Below are 17,460 nucleotides of genomic sequence, written 5' to 3'. Positions count from 1 at the left end.
CGCCGTGAAGAACACGATCTACCTGACCCGCGCGCTCCTGGTCACGGTGATCACGGCGAGCCCTGTCGTGATCACCGCCGGTCCGGCATCGGCCGCGAGCGTCTACTACGTCGCTCCCAACGGAAATGACAGTGCGGCCGGCACCCAGGCCGCTCCGTGGGCGTCGATCGCCCGCGCGCAGACCGCCGCCAAGCCGGGGGACACCGTCTACTTCCGCGGCGGCAGGTACGCCTACACCCGTGCGAACAGCGCCTGCTCGAGCCAGACGGCCAGAGTCGACGCGATCACCCTGAACAAGAGCGGAAGCTCGGGCAACCCGATCCGGTACTGGGCCCAGCCGGGGGAGAAGCCGGTCTTCGACTTCTCGCGCATGAAGGACGACTGCCGCATCAAGGGATTCAGCGTCACCGGCAGCTGGATCCACCTCAAAGGACTGGAAGTCACCGGCGTACCGCAGAACAACAACCGCAACGCCGAGTCCTGGGGGCTGTGGATCTCCGGCAGCAACAACATCTTCGAGCAGATCGACACCCACCACCACATGGGCACCGGCCTGTTCATCAACGGCGGGGGCGGCAACCTCGTCCTCAACTCGGACTCGCACGACAACTACGACCTGCGCAGCAACGACAGCCCCGGCGAGAACGCCGACGGGTTCGGTTCGCACTACACGCCCGCCGGGCGGCCCGCGAACGTGTTCCGGGGGTGCCGCGCGTGGTGGAACGCCGATGACGGGTTCGACCTCATCTCCACCTACTCGCCCGTGCTCATCGAGAACTCGTGGGCGTGGCGCAACGGGTATGTGCCGGGCACGACGACGTCCGCGGGCAACGGTGCCGGTTTCAAGACGGGTGGCTTCGGCCGCGAGTACGACACTGGGGCGGTGAAGCACACCGTCCGCTTCTCGGTGGCGTTCAACAACAAGGCCGCGGGTTTCTACTCCAACCACCACCCGGTCGCCAACGACTACTTCAACAACACCAGCTACGGCAACCGTCCCGACTTCGACATGCGGGGGATCAACTCGAGCGGCGCCTCCGTCGGCAGAGGCACCCTGCGCAACAACATCGCCTACACCGGCACGTTGCTGGCGAACATGAACGGTACGACGGCTTCGCACAACTCCTGGAACCTCAACGTCCCGTTGTCGGACGCGCAGTTCCGGAGCGTGTCGACGTCCGGCTGGGACGCACCCCGCCAAGCCGACGGCAGTCTGCCCGTGCTTCCCCATCTCCGCCTCGCCGCGAACAGCGTTCTGATCGACAAGGGCACCAACGTGGGACTGCCCTTCAGCGGGAGTGCGCCGGATCTCGGCGCCTTCGAGAACGATGGAAGGTGACATCTTGAGGTACTGGAAGCTATCCGCCGCCGCGATGCTGTTGGTGGCGACAGTGGTGCCACTCTCGGCGAACCCCGCGGTGGCTAACCCCGCAGTGGCGGAACCGGCAGTGGCGGAGCGAGGTCTGGACTATCTGGTCCGCGACTACCAGACCCGCGTTCCGTCGAAGTACACGTCTGACTCCTGGGCTCCGTTCGCCAAGGCGTTGACCACCGCTGCCGGTGTCGCCGGCAACCGGTCAGCCGCCACGTCTGAAGTAGCCACCGCGAAGACGGCACTGATGAACGCCGCCGCCGACCTGAAGGCTGCTGACGATGGCACGTTCCAGACCATCACGAACAACACGTTCTGGAAGGACACCAGCGGCAACCCGATCTACTCGCAGGGTGGCGGCGTCTTCAAGTTCGGCGACACCTACTACTGGTACGGCGTGCACTACACCGGTGCCGAGCTCTACCGGGCCAACCCGACGCGCAAGTACGACGGGAACGTCAGCTTTGTGTCGATCCCGGTGTACTCGTCGAAGGACCTGGTGAACTGGAAGTTCGAGAACCGGGTCGCGACGCGTTCCACCGGCGTGGGCAGCGGCGCCAACATGGGTGGTGCGGGCTGGGTCGGCCGGCTCGGTGTCTCGTACAACGAGAACACCGGCAAGTACGTGCTCGCCGTGCAGATGTGGCACACCGGTCGCGGCGGACACGGTGTTCTGCTGCTGCAGGGCGATTCACCGACCGACACCTTCGACTACGGCTACTTCCAGACCCAGATCACCAACTCGCCCACGACCGGCACCGGTGACCAGACGGTCTTCACCGACGACAACGGCAAGGACTACCTGATCTTCTCCAACCGCGAAGGACGGTCGCGCGGCTTCGTGGCCAAGTTCCGGGAGTCCGACTCGCTGCGGATCGAGCCAGGCGTGGAGATCCGCCGCGGCGGCGGTCGCGAGGGCAACGCCATGTTCAAGCTCGACGGCAAGTACTACCACGCGGCGTCGGACCTGCACGGCTGGAACACCTCGGTCAACTACGTCAATGAGTCGACCAGCAGCAACGTCCAGGGCTCCTACAGCAGCGAGTACGTCCTTGCCGGCACCGAGATGGACTACAGCCACGTGACCCAGACCGGGTTCTTCGTGACGGTCAAGGGCACCAAGCAGAACACGGTGATCTACGCCGGCGACCGCTGGGCCGACTTCGCCTGGAACGGCATCGGGTACAACCAGTGGTTGCCGATCACCAAGACCGGTGCGCGGCCGCGGTTCCACTCGGTGAGCCAGTGGCAGTTCAACGTCACGACCGGCGAATGGCGCGTCGGACCGGCGAACAACTACATCCTCAACCCGGACATCCAGGCCGACCGCATCATCGTCTCCAGTGTGCGGGGGTGGCGGAACCTCGGCGGTTCGGTGACCAACGTCAACGGTGGTGTGAACGGGTCTCGTTTCGCCCTCCAGGTGAGCAACAGGGGCGGCGTGGAGCAGCGGATCGAGTCGGTGCCCGCGGGCACCTACACCCTCGCCCTGCACGCTCGGGGCAGTGCCGGACAGGTCGTGATCACCGGCGCCAACGGCAGCCAGCGCACCCTGAGCATCCCGTCGTCGGGCGGCTGGGCCAAGCGTGAGCTCACCGGCATCGTGCTGCCCAGCGGGGGCGCCACTGTCACCGTGCGGGCGTCGGGTTCGGGCGGTGTCGTCGTCGACCAGCTCTCACTGGTCAAGACCTCACCGTAACCAGGGCAGCGTCGGCAGGCAGAGACCGCGTCAGCGGTGTGATCGACGACCTCCACCCCGGCCATCGGCGCCGGGGTGGACGTCGTGCCGCGTGACGGCACCAATCTGGCCCCCATCACTCGCCGGACCGTCCGGGAAGTCCACGCTCATGCCCGGCGCCCATCTCTTGCGCACGGTGCTGGTAAGCGCTTTCCTGGGATGGGTATCGCGTCGATCGACGCGGAAACCGCTACAGGGTGGTGAAATTTGGCTGTTCGACGATCGAATCGACTGTGGGCCAAGTTCTGGGCACTGGTTCTCAGCTGTGTGGTGGTGGCGGGGCTGGGCACCGTCCAGACACCGGCGCGGGCCTCGCACGTCCAGCCGGCCGGACGGACCGTCGACTTCACCGGAGCCTGGCAGTTCGCCCTGGTGAACACCACCGGTGAGGACGCACCACAGCCCGGTGAGCACGATCGGTCATGGCGGGACACGCGCTTGCCGCACGACTGGAGCATCGGGCTCGACCCGGTGCAAGGTCCGCACACCGGAGCCGGAACCGGCTTCCTGCCCGGCGGTCTGGGCTGGTACCGCAAGACCTTCACGCTGCCGCCGTCGCTGGCGGGGAAGAAGGTGTCGATCGAGTTCGACGGCGTCTACATGGACTCCGAGGTGTATCTGAACGGCAATCTGCTCGGTCGTCATCCATACGGTTACACGGGATTCGCGTACGACCTCGATGCGCGCACCGACGGCACACCGAACACGCTCGCGGTCAAGGTGCGCAACCAGGTGCCCAGCAGCCGGTGGTACTCGGGCAGCGGCATCTACCGCGACGTCCGGCTGGTGGTGACCGAGCCCGCACACGTCACGCGTCACGGCGTGAAGGTGACGACGCCCGACCTGGAGACCACGATCAAGTCCGGCTACGCCACGATGCGTGTCGCAACTACCGCCGTCAGCGAGAGCGGCGGCACCGGAGCGGAGATCGTCTCGACGGTCAAGGACCCGCGCGGCCGGATCGTCGGCCGGGGTACGGCACGTGCCGCGCTGGCCGTCGAACCGAGTACGGCGACCGCGGACATCAGGATCGCGAAACCTGCCCTGTGGTCGGTGGACCGGCCGGATCTGTACACAGTGGACACTGAGATCCGAGTGCGCGGCAAGGTCGTGGACACCGTCAGCACCCGCACGGGCATCCGGTACTTCGCGTTCGATCCGGACAACGGCTTCTCCCTCAACGGCGTGGAGATGAAGCTCAAGGGCGTCAACCTCCACCACGATCTGGGTGCGCTCGGCTCAGCGGTCTCCTCCGACGCGATCGTGCGCCAGTTGCGGATCATGAAGAGCATGGGCGTGAACGCCGTGCGCACCTCGCACAACCCGCCCTCGCCGGAGTTCGTCAGGGCGTGCGACGAGCTGGGTATCCTCCTGCAGATCGAGGCGTTCGACACCTGGCGCACGCCGAAGACGAAGTTCGACTACGGCCGGTTCTTCGACGACCACAGCAGCGCCGACCTCCGTGAGATGGTGCACGCGGCCAAGAACTCGCCGTCGGTGGTGATGTGGTCGATCGGGAACGAGATCCCCGACTCCAGCGCGGCCGCGGGCCCGCCGATCGCCCGGCGGCTCATCGACGACGTGCGGGCCATCGACACCACCCGTCCGATCGTGATGGGCAGCGACCGGTACCGCCGGGTGCCCGCGATCGGCTCACCGCAGGACCAGATCCTGCAGATGCTCGACGGGCTGGGCCTGAACTACAACGACGCCTCCTCGATCGACGCGCTGCACGCCCGTTACCCCGGCAAGTTCTTCTTCGAGGCCGAGTCGTCGTCCTCCACCTCGACCCGCGGCCACTACCAGGACCCGGACCAGCTCAACACAGGGGAGAACCACACACCGGGCAGGCGCAACCTGTCGTCCTACGACAACAACCTGGAAACGTGGACCTACAGCGGTGAGTACGGCTTGAAGAAGGACCGCGACCGCAAGTGGTTCGCCGGTCAGTTCCTGTGGACCGGATTCGACTACATCGGCGAACCCACGCCGTACGACGTGTACCCGGTGAAGTCGTCGTTCTTCGGTGCCGTCGACACCGCCGGGTTCCCCAAGGACTTCTACCACCTGTTCCGCAGCCAGTGGAGCAGTGAGCCGATGGTGCACCTGCTGCCGATGAACTGGACCGGGCACAAGGCGGGTGAGCCGGTGTCGGTGTGGGCCTACAGCAACGCGGACACCGTTGAGCTCTACCTCAACGGAAAGTCGTTGGGAGAAAGGAAGTTCGACACCAAGACCACTGTTCACGGCAGCCGGTACCTGGAAACCACCGAGGCGACCGGCGACGACAAGACCGTGACCACCGGCCCCTATCCCGGCAGCTACACCAGCCCCAACGGGAGTGCGGGCAAGCTGCACCTGACGTGGTCGGTGCCGTTCCAGCCGGGACGGCTCGTCGCGGTCGCGCGGCGCGGCGGCGTGGAGGTGGCCAGGGACGAGGTCCGCACCGCGGGCGAGCCGCACGCGATCAGGCTGACGCCCGACCGCAGGGTGACCAGGGCCGGTGGCGAGGGGCTCGCCTTCGTCACGGCCGAGGTCGTCGACCACGCGGGCGTGGTGGTGCCGGACGCGGACGACCTGATCTCCTTCCAGGTCCGCGGCGGCAGCCTCGCCGGTCTCGACAACGGCCGCCAGGAGAGCGCGGAGAACTACCAGGCGAGCTCGCGCACCGCGTTCAACGGCAAAGCGCTGGCGATGGTCCGTTCCGGACGGACGGCCTCCGTGATCACGGTGACGGCCAGGGCACCCGGCCTGCGCACGGCGTCCACTCTGGTCACGGCGGTCGGTGGACGGTCCGGTGCCGCCCAGGCCACCACCGCCGATCCCGGCCCGCTACCGGCGCCCGCACCGGGAGCGGACGCGAGCTACTCGGGTGCCCGCGACACGGTCCCGGCAGCGATGCTCGACGGAAGTGCTTCGACCTTCTGGTCGAACTACTACCTCAAGCGCGCCACGGCATTGCTACCGGCGGTGAGCCGGGCGCACGCGACGGACTGGGTGTCGCTGCCCGTCTCCGCAGACGGTCAGGCCGGCTCGGTGCGGGCCTCGTTCCTCAGCGACGCCTCACACGCCCTGCCCGCCTCGATCGCGGTGTCGTACTGGAACGGCCGTGCGTTCGTGCCGGCGCGGGACGTGAAGGTCGACTGGTCCGGCGGTACGACCGCGAACATCACGTTCGCGGCGGTGCGCAGCGATCGCATCCGCTTGGACCTCACCAGCTCCGCACCGGGAACCACCCACGGGTTCCTCGGCATCTCACAAGCCTCGGCCGGACGTTAGGAGGGGCGAGTCGCTTCGCTGAAGCACCGCCTTGGGGCAATCACTCCGCGCGTGGTGCGCGCCCCACGGTGCTTTGGCGGGCGATCAGCCGGTGCGAGGCACGCACTTCTATGCCGGGCAGTGGTTCCTTGCTGCCGATGCGCATGAGCAGCCGTTCCACCGCCGTCGTGGCAATGGCGTCCTTGTCCGGAGAGATGGTGCTGATCGCCGGGTTGGCATAACGGCCCTCGTCGATGTCGTCGTAGCCGATCAGCGCGATGTCCTCGGGCACCCGCAACCCGCGTTCCAGCACCTCGTGCAACGCGCCGAGCGCCACCGTGTCGTTGTAGCCGAAAACGGCGTCCGGTGGGTCGTCCCGATCGAGCAACGCCCGCATGGCGGCCGCGCCGTCGGCCCGGTTGAACCGGCCCGTCTGGACGATCAGCGACTCGTCCACCGGCAGACCGGCGTCCGCGTGGGCCTGCCGGTAGCCGAGGGTGCGCAACTGCGCCGCCTCGCCGGTCGGGTACGGCTGATCGCCTATCGCGGCGATCCGGCGCCTGCCCAGGCCGATCAGATGTGCTGTGGCCTCACGGGACGCCTCGACGTCGTCGATGCCCACGTGATCGAAGAAGGCGTTGGACGACCGCTCGCCGAGCAGGACGAGCGGAAACGTCGGGTCGCTCTCGGCCAGGTCCTCCTGCGCCAAGCCGAGGGGGCTGTAGATCATTCCGTCGAACAGGGCCGCCCGTGCGCCGCGCCGGATCAGTTCTCGCTCGTGGGCGGGATCGCCGTCGGTCTGGTCGATCAGCACGTGATAGCCCCGCTCGCGGGCTCTCGGGATGATCGCCTGGAGCAGTTCGGAGAAGTAGGGCACGTCCAGGAAGGGAACGACCACCGCGATCTGCCCTGACCGGCCGTTCGCCAGGTTGCGGGCCAGCACGTTGGGCCGGTAGCCCAGCTCCTTGATCGCCTTCTCGACCTTCTCGCGGGTGGGCTCGGTGACCGGGGCGTAGCCGTTGACCACGTTCGACACCGTGCGCGCGGACACCCCCGCCAGCTCGGCAACATCACGCAGCGTGGCATCGCGCATCGGCTCACTCCGTCAGACCGGCGCGGCGGCCCACCGCTGCAGCGCTGCAACGCAGTGTGCCCGCTGGTCCTCGCCACGACAAGTCCCGGCCCTCCGAGGCACGTGGGACCGGGCCCGCGGCTCGTTCGACTGACATGAGATTGGGTCTTGCAGCGCAGCAAAAGGCAGTCCATAGTGCTTTGCAGCGCAGCAAGACCCATTGCCACGGCGGCAGCCACGGTCGGTTCACTCACGCCCGTCAGCCGTGGTGCAGCACCGCACAGACTTCTGCGGTCCTCGGTTCGTGCCACACGGGGTTACCGCATTCCCGATCACGCACCGTGATGGTGATGGCGCATGCCCTGATGCATGCCGCGACGGAAAGGCGCTACTCATGCTCGGCACCAAATGGATGGCGAAACTCCGTGCAGGGCTCGTCGTCGCCGGCCTGCTCGCTGTGGCCGCGTGCGGCGGAGCCGCGGACAACGCCGACGGGCCCGTGCGCGTGTCGGTCTGGGCCTGGTACCCGGAGTTCAAGGGCGTGGTCGACGCGTTCAACGCCTCCCACAAGGACATCCAGGTCGACTGGACCAACGTCGGCACCGGCCCGGACCAGTACGCCAAGCTCAAAACGGCGTTCACCGCCGGCAAGGGCGCGCCGGACGTGGCGATGGTCGAGTTCCAGCAGATCCCGACGTTCGTCATCCTCGACGCACTGGTGGACATGGGGCAGTACGGCGCCAACGACGACAAGAACCTCTACGCCGAGTGGGCGTGGAGCCAGGCCACCGACGGAGACAAGGTTTACGCCATCCCGGTGGACGGGGGACCGATGGCGCTGATGTACCGGAAGGACCTCTTCGACCAGCACGGCATCCCGGTGCCGACGACGTGGCTGGAGTACGCCGACGCGGCGGCGAAGATCAAGGCCGCCGACCCGAACGCCTACATCGCGAGCTTCGGCAGTGACGGCGGCTGGCTCAACGGGCTGATGTGGCAGGCGGGTTGCCGGCCGTACGGCTACTCGCAGGCCAGGGCCAAGGACGAAGTGAAGATCAACCTGACCGCGCCCGAGTGCGAGAAGGTCGTCAACCTGTACGGCGACCTGGTGAACAAGGGCCTGATGGCCCAGGACAAGTTCTTCACCGCCGACGCCACCGCGGCGCTGGACTCCGGCAAGTACTGGACCTGGGCCGCGGCCGGCTGGACGCCCGGTTACGTGGCCGGCTCGCTCAAGAACACCGCGGGCAGGTGGGCGGTCGCGCCGATGCCGCAGTGGACCGCGGGCGCCGACGAGCAGGGCGACTGGGGTGGTTCGACGTTCACGGTGACCAAGCAGGCCAAGAACCAGCAGGCAGCGACCACGGTGGCCCGCGAGTTGTTCGGCCGCTCGAAGACCGCGTGGGACATCGGGCTGAACAAGGCGTTCCTGTACCCGCTGGTGAAGGACGTCGCGGCTGACCCGGCGTTCACCGGCAAGGCGTACGACTTCTTCAACGGGCAGAAGGTGAACGAGATCTTCGTGCCGGTGTCGGAAAAGCTGGGCGAGTTCCAGTACACGCCGTTCCAGGACTTCGTCTTCAAGGACCTGAACGACCGCACCGCCGAGGCGATGTCGGGTAGCAGGCAGTGGAGCACGGTGCTGGAGGAGACGCAGAAGAACGTCGTCGCGTACGCCGAGAAGCAGGGCTTCAAGGTCAGCCGGTAGCGCACCCGAGGCCTGCCGCGGGCCGCGGCAGGCCGACCACCCCAGTCCAGGAGGTCCCCCGTGACGCGGTCCGTACCGATCACGGCACCCGCGGCCGACGACCTGCCGCCGTCTCCCCGTCCGGTCGAGAGCCAGTCACGACGGAGACGACGCCGGGTCACCGCGCACCCGGTGGCCGGAGCGCTGTTCGTCCTGCCGTTCTTCCTCGTCGTCGTCGCGTTCCTGGTCGTGCCACTGGGCTACGCGTTCTGGCTCAGCCTGTCCAGCAAGAGCCTCGCGCTCGGCACCCGGTTCACCGGCATCGACAACTACGTGCGCGCGTTCACCGACCCGGTTCTGCTGGACGGCCTGCTGCGGGTCGTCCTCTTCGGACTGGTGCAGATCCCCGTCATGCTGGGCATCGCGCTGGCCGGAGCGTTGACGCTCGACGCCGTCACGACGAAGTTCGCCGTGGCGTTCCGGCTCATCGCGTTCATGCCCTACGCCGTGCCGGCCGTCGTCGGCGCGCTCATGTGGGGTTTCCTGTACAGCCGCACGTTCGGCCCGTTCGCGGACCTGCCGACGCTCGTCGGCGGCGACCCGATCGACTTCTTCAGCGCCTCGTTGCTGCTGGTGTCGCTCGGCAACATCGTGACCTGGGCGTGGACCGGCTACAACATGATCATCCTGTACTCGGCGCTGCAGGGCGTGCCGCGCGAGATGTACGAGGCCGCGGTCATCGACGGGGCGACGCCGGTGCAGATCGCGTTGCGGGTCAAGGTGCCCGCGATCAGGCAGGCCATCTCGCTGGCCGCGATCTTCACCGTCATCGGCACCATGCAGTTCTTCACCGAACCGCAGATCATGGCCCGGTTCGCGCCGCAGATCTCGGCGGGCTACACGCCGAACCTCTACGCCTACAACCAGGCGTTCGCCTACTCGGACTTCAACTACTCGGCCGCACTCTCGTTCACGCTCGGTTTCCTGGTGTTCGTGGTGGCCTACGCGTTCGTGTTCGTCAACCGCAGGCGGGGAGCACGCTCATGACCAGCGGTGCAGCCGGCAACACGACGGGGAAGACCTGGCTTCCACATCTGCTGATGGGCGCGGGCATCCTGTACTTCCTGGTGCCGCTGCTCTGGGTGGTCATCGCGGCCACCAAGAGCCAGCCGGACCTGCTCGACAGCCCGGCGCTGTGGTTCGCCGACTTCAACCTGCTGGAGAACATCGAGCAGCTGTTCAGCGAGGACGGCGGCGTCTACGGCGCGTGGCTGGTCAACACGGCGTTGTACGCGGGGCTCAGCGCTCTGGGCGCGACCGCACTCGCCGCCGCCGCGGGCTACGGACTGGCGCGGTTCTCGTTCCTGGGCAAGCGGTTCTTCGAAACCGCGTTGCTCGGCATGATCATGGTGCCGGCCACCGCACTGGTGCTGCCGACGTACCTGATCCTGTCCGAACTCGACATCGTCAACACCATGTGGGCGGTCGTCCTGCCGTCGCTGCTCAGCCCGTTCGGCGCGTACCTGGTCCGCGTCTACGTGGACGAGAGCGTGCCGGTGGAGCTGATCGACGCCGCACGCATCGACCGGGCGGGCGAGCTGCGCATCTTCTGGCAGATCGCGATGCCGATGATGCGTCCCGCGCTCGTCACCGTCTTCCTCTTCACCCTGGTGGCGACGTGGAACAACTACTTCCTGCCGCTGGTGATGCTCAGCGACGCCGACCTCTACCCGCTGACCGTCGGACTGACCACCTGGTTCAACACCGCACAGCAGGACGCGGGGAACCGGATGCTGTTCAACCTCGTCGTGACCGGCTCGCTGCTGGCCATCGTCCCGCTCGTCGTCGCCTTCGTCCTGTTGCAGCGCTTCTGGCGCAGCGGCGCGGCGGCAGGCGCTCTGAAGTAGGAGAACCGTGCTCAACGCTTCCCTGGTCCTCAACCCCCACTACGTCGTCGCGCCGGTGCGACGCCGGCTCTTCGGGTCGTTCGTCGAACACATGGGCCGCTGCGTCTACACCGGAATCTACGAACCCGGCCACCCGGCCGCCGACGAGGACGGTTTTCGCGGCGACGTGCTGGAACTGACCCGTGAGCTCGGGGTCGAGCTGGTCCGGTACCCCGGCGGCAACTTCGTCTCCGGCTACCGCTGGGAGGACGGTGTCGGCCCGGTCACCGAGCGCCCGGTGCGCCGCGAACTCGCGTGGCACAGCCTCGAGACGAACGAGGTCGGCATCGACGAGTTCATCTCCTGGGCACGCAAGGCCGACGTCGAGGTGATGTACGCGGTGAACCTCGGCACCCGCGGTGTCGCCGAAGCGCTCGACGTACACGAGTACATGAACCACGAAAGCGGCACGCACCTGTCGGAGCTGCGCAAGGCGAACGGAACCAAGGCGCCGCACGGGGTGAAGTTGTGGTGTCTTGGCAACGAGATGGACGGCCCGTGGCAGCTGGGCCACAAGACCGCGCACGAGTACGGACGGCTGGCCGCCGAAACGGCCCGCGCGTTGCGGCAGGCCGAGCCGGGCTTGGAACTGGTGGCGTGCGGCAGTTCGAACTCGGCCATGCCCACCTTCGGCGAGTGGGAGTCCACCGTCCTCGAGTTGACGTATGAGGAGGTGGACCACATCTCCCTGCACGCCTACTACGAGGTGCTGGACGGTGACGTGGACAGCTTCCTCGCCTCCGCGGTGGACATGGACCACTTCATCGACAGCGTCGTCGCCACGGCGGACGCGGTCGGCGCGCGGCTGAAGAGCGACAAGCGGATCACGTTGTCGTTCGACGAGTGGAACGTCTGGTACATGAAGCGGTTCCACGACACACCGCGCACCGAGTGGGAGATCGCGCCGCGGGTCATCGAGGACCAGTACGACGTGAACGACGCGGTCGTCGTCGGCAACCTGCTGATGTCGTTGCTGCGGCACAGCGACCGGGTGGCCGTGGCGTGCCAGGCGCAGCTGGTCAACGTGATCGCGCCGATCCGCAGCGAGCCGGGCGGGCCGGCGTGGCGCCAGACGATCTTCCACCCGTTCGCGTTGACCTCGCGGTTGGCGCGTGGACAGGTGCTGCGGGTGGAGACGTCCTCGCCGGCGTACTGGACCAAGCGCTTCGGTGACGTCCCCGTCGTGGACGCGGTCGCGACCCATGACCCCGAAACGGGCGACACGGTGGTGTTCGTGGTCAACCGGCATCAGTCCGAGCCGGTGGAGCTCCGGGCGGACCTGGCCTCGTTCGGGGAGGTGACGGTGGCCGAGGCGTGGTCCGTGCACGACGAGGACGGTGCGGCGACCAACACGGAAACCGACCCGGACCGCGTGGTCCCGCAACCGCAGAAGGCCGACATCATCGATCGCGACCTGCAGGTCGTCCTGCCGCCCAGGTCCTGGACCGCCGTCCGCCTCACCAACGGTCAGTAGCCGATGCGGAAGGTGGCGTCCTGGCGGTCGGCCGCCGCTGACCCGGTCGAGATCGGGTCGATCCGCAGCACGTATCCGGAGTGCCGGATGTGGCGGTCGGGGAAGTTGTGGGAGCGGAACGAGGACCACGTCGAGTCGGCGAGTCCCGCGACACGGTGGAAAGTGGCGTCGGCGGCGAAAGTCGAGCTGCCGTCGTTCGCGGCGAGGGTGACCGTGTAATCGATGTGGCGCAGGTAGCGATCGGGGTAGTTGACCGAGCGGAACGAGATGCCGGCCGAGGACGCCAGGCCCGGGACGAGCTGCCACATCGCGTCCTGGTACGGGTCGAACGGGTAGGGGTCGATGCGCGCCGCGTTGCCTGCGTGCCGGATGAGGTGGTCGGGGAAGTTGTAGGACCTGATCCGGTTCCAGGTGGGCGCGCCCCAGCGGCTGACCAGGTCGTTGTACTCGGTCGTGGTGATGCCGCAGATGGTGGGGTGCTTGGCGTTGAGCGGCTGGGTGTACTGGGCCTTGGTCAGCGGCGACCACGAGTCGGTGGCGATGTTGCCCGAGCGCCACGCGTACAGCTCGCCGTTGACGGGGGAGAACGAGTCCCCCCACAGCCACCACTCGTTGCGGTCGTGGGCCTTGACCACGATCGGGGCCTCGATGCCGCCGCTCACCACGCCGGCGGTGTAGGTGCCCCGGTCGAAGCTGCGCGGGTTGAGGGTGGAGGATCGGGCGCCGTAGAGGCGGCCGTCGCGAAAGCTCTTGTAGTACAGGTAGTTGGTGCCGTTGCCGACGTGCACGGTGGCGTCGAGGACGTTGAAGCCGGGGTCGAAGAACAGCTGTGGCGCGCCGACGTTGACAAAGTCGGTGGTGTAGTTGACGTAGAAGGCGTCACGGCCGCCGCTGTTGGCGGAGTAGAGGATGCCGTACTGGTTGCGCGAGGCGTCCCAGAACGCCTCCGGCGCCCACGTGTGGGTCGGCATGGAGTGCATCTTCAGCCGCCGGTACCCGGTGAACGACCGCAGGTCGGCCGAGTCCCAGGCGTGGATGTACTGGTTCTGGCGGGTGAAGTCGGTACCGGTCAGGTCGGTCGCCAGCACGACGAACCCGCCGTTCTGCTTGCGCATGACGAACGGGTCCCGCAGGCCCTTGGTGCCCGCGGTGGGGGTCGCCACCGGGTTGCCCTGGTTGAGCGGCATCCAGTTCAGGCCGTCGGTGCTCACCGCCAGGTGCAGGGCGTACCGGTCGGCGACCTTGCCGGGCGACTCGGTGAAGTAGCCCATCACGTAGGCGGCGTCACCGGGCGCGGCGAGCGCGGTGAGCCGGTTCGCGCCCGCCAGAGCCACCGCGGCCACTCCACCGGCGAGAAAAGTGCGTCGTTGCAGCACGGGACGTCTCCTGTCCGGAGCGACGGGGGATGGCCGGCGGCGAGGGCCGCCGGCCATCGGAGGGGTGATCGGTCAGGCCGCGGGTTCGCCGGACGGGGCGGCGAGCTGCGTGCCGAGGCGGACCGGGGTGCCGAAGTTCGGCGTGCCGTCGGCGTTCCAGGTGAACTTCTGCGCGCGGGTGGAGCGGTTCATGTCGCAGCCACCCGACGCGCTGTCGTTGGCGTGGTAGACGATCCAGTCCTCGGTGCCGTCGGGCGACTTGAAGAACCCGTTGTGTCCAGGTGCGAACACGCCGTTGCCGTCGTTGCGCTGGAACACCGGGTTGGGCGACTTCGTCCAGTGCGCCCGGTTGAGCGGGTCGGACCCGGTGAGCGTGAGCAGTCCCAGCTTGTAGTCCGGACCCCAGCACGCACTGGCCGAGTACACGATCATCGTCTTTCCGTTGCGGTACAACGGCTCAGCGCCCTCGTTGACCGGATGGGTCTGCCGCTCCCAGGCCAGCGTCGGCTGGCTGATCGTGCGTCGCGCGCCGCTGAGCGTGTACGGGTTCGACATCGGGGTGATGGTCAACGACTGGGTGCCGTCCGTCGCGCTGCCCATCAGGTACAGCTTGCCGCCGTGCTGGAGGATGCTCGGGTCCAGCTCCCAGGTGTTGCCCAGGTCGGCCTTGAAGCTGTAGGGCCCCATGGGGTCGGTGCCGGAGGACTCCAGCACGTGCAGCCGCTGGGTGGGGTTGAAGTCCGGCACGTTCTGGCCGGCGACGTAGTAGAGGTACCAGCGGCCGTTGAGGAGATGGAACTCCGGCGCCCACATGTTGCAGCACCCGTTCGGACGGCCCGACAGGTTGAAGATCACCTGGTCGGTGGCGCTCGACAGCCCGGCGAGGGTGCGCGATCGGCGCATGGTGATCGTGGAGTTCCACGTCGTCGTCGCCAGGTAGTAGTACCCGTTGTGGTACTGCAGCCAGGGATCCGGGCCGTTGCGCTTGATCGGGTTGGTGAACGTTCCCGCCACGGGCGTACCCAGCTTCACCAGCTGCCACTGCTGGTTCGCGCCGCCGGTGTCGGGCCACTGCACGACCCTGGCACCGTCGGCGGTGGACCACTCGTAAGTCTCCACGGCCTTGCCGCTGTTGCGGTTGAGCAGCCGCACGTGTCCGCCGGACGAGTCCGCGAGCCGGAACTGCTGGCTGGCCGCGTTGCTGTCCGCCCACTGCACCAGGTCGGCGGCATCGGCGGTCGAGCCGCCCGAGACCTGGAGGACTTTGTTGCTGTGCTTGGACTTGAGCCGGTAGTAGCCGCCGCCGGAGTCGACGAACTGCCACTGCTGCCACGCCCCGTCGTTGCGGGTGTACTGCGAGATCCGGGCGCCATCGTGGGTGGCGAGGTCGTAGACGTCCAAAGCCTTGCCGCTGTTGCGGTTGACCAGTACGTACGACGCGTTGGTGTCCACTGTGGCCGCCGACACTGCCGGTGGCAGGGCGGAGGTGATCCCGCCGAGCAACGCGGTGGTGGTGGCCAGGACCAGGGTGGTCCGCCGTCGTCTACGGCGGCTGATGGTCGAGATCATGCTCTTCCCCCTACGGGCGCTGCACGGGTGTCAGGTACATGCGGTCAGCGGACGTAGGGCCAGCCGGCTGAGTCGATCGCCAGCAGGTTGATGCCGAGCAGGGACGCGCCGTTGTCCGCGTAGTAGTGGTAGACGAGCACGTCGCCGTCGCTGTCCGCCAGCACGTCCTGGTGCCCGGGGCCGTGGATGCTGCCCTGTCCGGCGAGGATCTCGGTGCCGCCGCCGGAGGTCAACGCGGTGCCGTTGCGGTCGACGTAGGGGCCGGTGACGCTGGTGGAGCGGCCGACCATGACGCGGTAGGTGCTGGCGGCGCCCTGGCAGCAGCGGTCGAACGAGACGAAGAGGTAGTAGTAGTTGCCGCGCTTGACGATGTTCGGCGCCTCGATCGCGCCGCCGTTGCGGCCGGCGATGGAGCGGACCGTGGAGTCGGAGCGCAGACCGGTCGACGGGTTGAGCGCGATCATCTTGATGCCGGACCAGAAGGAGCCGAAGCTCAGCCACCAACGGCCCTGGTCGTCGACGACGAGGTCGGGGTCGATGGCGTTGAAGTTGTCGCTGGTGCGTGACTCGATGACCAGGCCGCGGTTGGTCCACGTGCCGGAGTTGCCGCTGGGACTGGTGGCCAGGAAGATCGCCGAGCGGTTGGAGCCGAACGTCGAGGCCGAGTAGTACATCCAGTACTGGCCGTTGCGGTAGGAGATGTCCGGCGCCCAGAGGTTGCGGCTGTTCGCGGTGTAGGTGCTGGCCCACGGCGTGCCGCCGGGGAAGGCGGCGCCGGCGTTGCGGAACGCGGTGCGGTCGGTGGAGGTCTTGAGCGCGATTCCGTTGCCGGTGTGCGCGACCAGGTAGCTGCCGTCCGAGCGCTTGACCGTGCTCGGGTCGTGCACGCCGATGTCGCCGGTGACCCGGCCTGGGGCGGGGTAGGCGGCCGACGCGGAGGGTGCCACCACGACGGTGACGACCAATGCCAGCAGCGGTATCAGAACGCGTTTCATCGATAAGACCACAATGTCCTCGATTTCTGGCGAGTGGTTGCGGCGGCGCGGTTCGGTGCCGATCCGGTGCGGTGGAGGCATCGGCCGGTTGAGCAGGGTCAGCGCGAGTGACTGGACGTCCGGTGCCGGTGTGGTGATCTGCGCGGTGCGAGGACGTCGGCTGGTCGTGTTCCGGGCCTACATCATCGAAAGCGCTCTCCGCACGATAACGATGCCGGGCACGCTCGACAAGACCTCCTGTTATCGCTAACAGTGGTTGTGCAATCGAATTTTTCGACCACGATGGGATCGAATCAGCTTTGAGCTGCTAATACGCGTGATCGATCTGAAGTGAAACCAAACCGAGGATTGAGCAAATGTTAGCGATCACATCGCCCCCTGGGGGTCTTTTCAGTGTGATCCGGCGAGCTGTCCCGACAGCTTGGTGTGCAGTTGCTCGCTGTGCGGGTTGAGTCCGATGATCTCGGCCTCGATGCCGCGAGAGGTGAACTTCGCGGTCACGGCGTCGAGCGTGGCGACCGCAGAGCTGTCCCACACGTGCGCGTCGGACAGGTCGATGACCACCTTCGTCACGGTGTCGGTGTAGTCGAAGGAGTGCATCAACTCGTTGCTGGACGCGAAGAACAGCTCGCCGGTGACGGCGTAGACGCGGATGGTGCCGTCCGGGTCGAGGACGCTGGAGACGTCGACGAGGTGCGCCACGCGGCGGGCGAAGAAGATCGCCGAGAGCAGGGCGCCCGCGATGACGCCGAGTGCGAGGTTGTGGGTGGCGACGACGGTGCCGACGGTCACGACCATCACGGCGGTCTCGCTCTTGGGCGCACGGCGCAGTGCGGCCGGCTTGATGCTGGTCCAGTCGAAGGTGCTGATCGACACGAAGACCATGACCGCGACGAGTGCCGCCATCGGGATCAGGGAGACGACCGGGCCCAGGGTGAAGACCAGGATCAGCAGGAAGACACCGGCCGCGAGG

The 17,460-nt window shown here is 67.4% G+C and carries 13 protein-coding genes; 8 read left to right on the top strand and 5 right to left on the bottom strand.

Going from position 1 to position 17,460, the window contains the following annotated elements; genetic code table 11:
• Positions 1–4 precede the first annotated feature (4 nt).
• The 3 genes from IG04_RS0102235 (at position 5) to IG04_RS0102225 (ending at position 6,389) form a co-directional block, all read left to right on the top strand.
• On the top strand, positions 5–1,339 hold the full coding sequence (locus IG04_RS0102235) for a right-handed parallel beta-helix repeat-containing protein (RefSeq protein ID WP_084400760.1): 1,335 nt from the start codon (positions 5–7) through the stop codon (positions 1,337–1,339).
• Positions 1,340–1,343: 4 nt separating this feature from the next.
• A complete protein-coding gene (locus IG04_RS0102230) occupies positions 1,344–3,071 on the top strand; it encodes a family 43 glycosylhydrolase (protein ID WP_211257645.1) in 1,728 nt (575 codons plus the stop codon).
• Positions 3,072–3,317: 246 nt separating this feature from the next.
• Positions 3,318–6,389 carry a glycoside hydrolase family 2 TIM barrel-domain containing protein gene (locus IG04_RS0102225; RefSeq protein ID WP_245815830.1) on the top strand — a complete coding sequence of 1,024 codons (3,072 nt, stop codon included), beginning with the start codon at positions 3,318–3,320 and terminating at the stop codon, positions 6,387–6,389.
• Between the two features lie 40 nt (positions 6,390–6,429).
• Here IG04_RS0102225 and IG04_RS0102220 read toward each other — a convergent pair whose 3' ends face one another.
• The gene (locus IG04_RS0102220; RefSeq protein ID WP_030474804.1) at positions 6,430–7,461 is read right to left on the bottom strand and encodes a LacI family DNA-binding transcriptional regulator; all 1,032 of its coding nucleotides are present in this window, start codon (positions 7,459–7,461) and stop codon (positions 6,430–6,432) included.
• Positions 7,462–7,834: 373 nt separating this feature from the next.
• On the opposite strand from IG04_RS0102220, the gene IG04_RS0102215 reads away from it, so the two are divergent.
• Genes IG04_RS0102215 through arfA form a run of 4 tightly spaced genes read left to right on the top strand, consistent with a single transcriptional unit; the run spans position 7,835 to position 12,547 of the window.
• Complete coding sequence (locus tag IG04_RS0102215; RefSeq protein WP_051768701.1) at positions 7,835–9,148, top strand: ABC transporter substrate-binding protein; 1,314 nt, start codon at positions 7,835–7,837, stop codon at positions 9,146–9,148.
• A 60-nt stretch (positions 9,149–9,208) separates the two neighbouring features.
• A complete protein-coding gene (locus IG04_RS0102210) occupies positions 9,209–10,174 on the top strand; it encodes a carbohydrate ABC transporter permease (RefSeq protein ID WP_030474802.1) in 966 nt (321 codons plus the stop codon).
• A complete protein-coding gene (locus tag IG04_RS0102205; RefSeq protein ID WP_051768699.1) occupies positions 10,171–11,034 on the top strand; it encodes a carbohydrate ABC transporter permease in 864 nt (287 codons plus the stop codon). Before IG04_RS0102210 ends, IG04_RS0102205 begins: the two co-directional genes overlap by 4 nt.
• A gap of 7 nt (positions 11,035–11,041) precedes the next feature.
• Positions 11,042–12,547: an arabinosylfuranosidase ArfA gene (gene arfA / locus IG04_RS0102200; RefSeq protein WP_030474800.1), complete on the top strand. Its 1,506-nt coding sequence runs from the start codon at positions 11,042–11,044 to the stop codon at positions 12,545–12,547.
• Here arfA and IG04_RS0102195 read toward each other — a convergent pair.
• The 3 genes from IG04_RS0102195 to IG04_RS0102185 form a co-directional block, all read right to left on the bottom strand.
• Complete coding sequence (locus tag IG04_RS0102195) at positions 12,541–13,923, bottom strand: glycoside hydrolase family 43 protein (RefSeq protein WP_245815829.1); 1,383 nt, start codon at positions 13,921–13,923, stop codon at positions 12,541–12,543. The two genes, arfA and IG04_RS0102195, sit on opposite strands and share 7 nt — an antisense overlap.
• A 72-nt stretch (positions 13,924–13,995) precedes the next feature.
• The gene (locus IG04_RS0102190; protein WP_030474798.1) at positions 13,996–15,492 is read right to left on the bottom strand and encodes a family 43 glycosylhydrolase; all 1,497 of its coding nucleotides are present in this window, start codon (positions 15,490–15,492) and stop codon (positions 13,996–13,998) included.
• A gap of 44 nt (positions 15,493–15,536) precedes the next feature.
• A complete protein-coding gene (locus IG04_RS0102185) occupies positions 15,537–16,487 on the bottom strand; it encodes an arabinan endo-1,5-alpha-L-arabinosidase (protein WP_030474797.1) in 951 nt (316 codons plus the stop codon).
• Between the two features lie 13 nt (positions 16,488–16,500).
• On the opposite strand from IG04_RS0102185, the gene IG04_RS0102180 reads away from it, so the two are divergent.
• Positions 16,501–16,737, top strand: coding sequence for a hypothetical protein (locus IG04_RS0102180; RefSeq protein ID WP_030474796.1), 237 nt, complete (start codon positions 16,501–16,503; stop codon positions 16,735–16,737).
• A gap of 140 nt (positions 16,738–16,877) precedes the next feature.
• On the opposite strand, the gene IG04_RS0102175 is transcribed toward IG04_RS0102180, so the two are convergent.
• On the bottom strand, positions 16,878–17,460 hold a 583-nt coding region (locus tag IG04_RS0102175; protein ID WP_030474795.1), incomplete at its 5' end, for an STAS domain-containing protein.

Source organism: Lentzea albidocapillata (assembly GCF_000719115.1).
Lineage (GTDB): Bacteria > Actinomycetota > Actinomycetes > Mycobacteriales > Pseudonocardiaceae > Lentzea > Lentzea albidocapillata.
The sequence above is the reverse complement of the archived record's forward strand: the minus strand, read 5'-3'. Positions and strand labels throughout refer to the sequence as shown.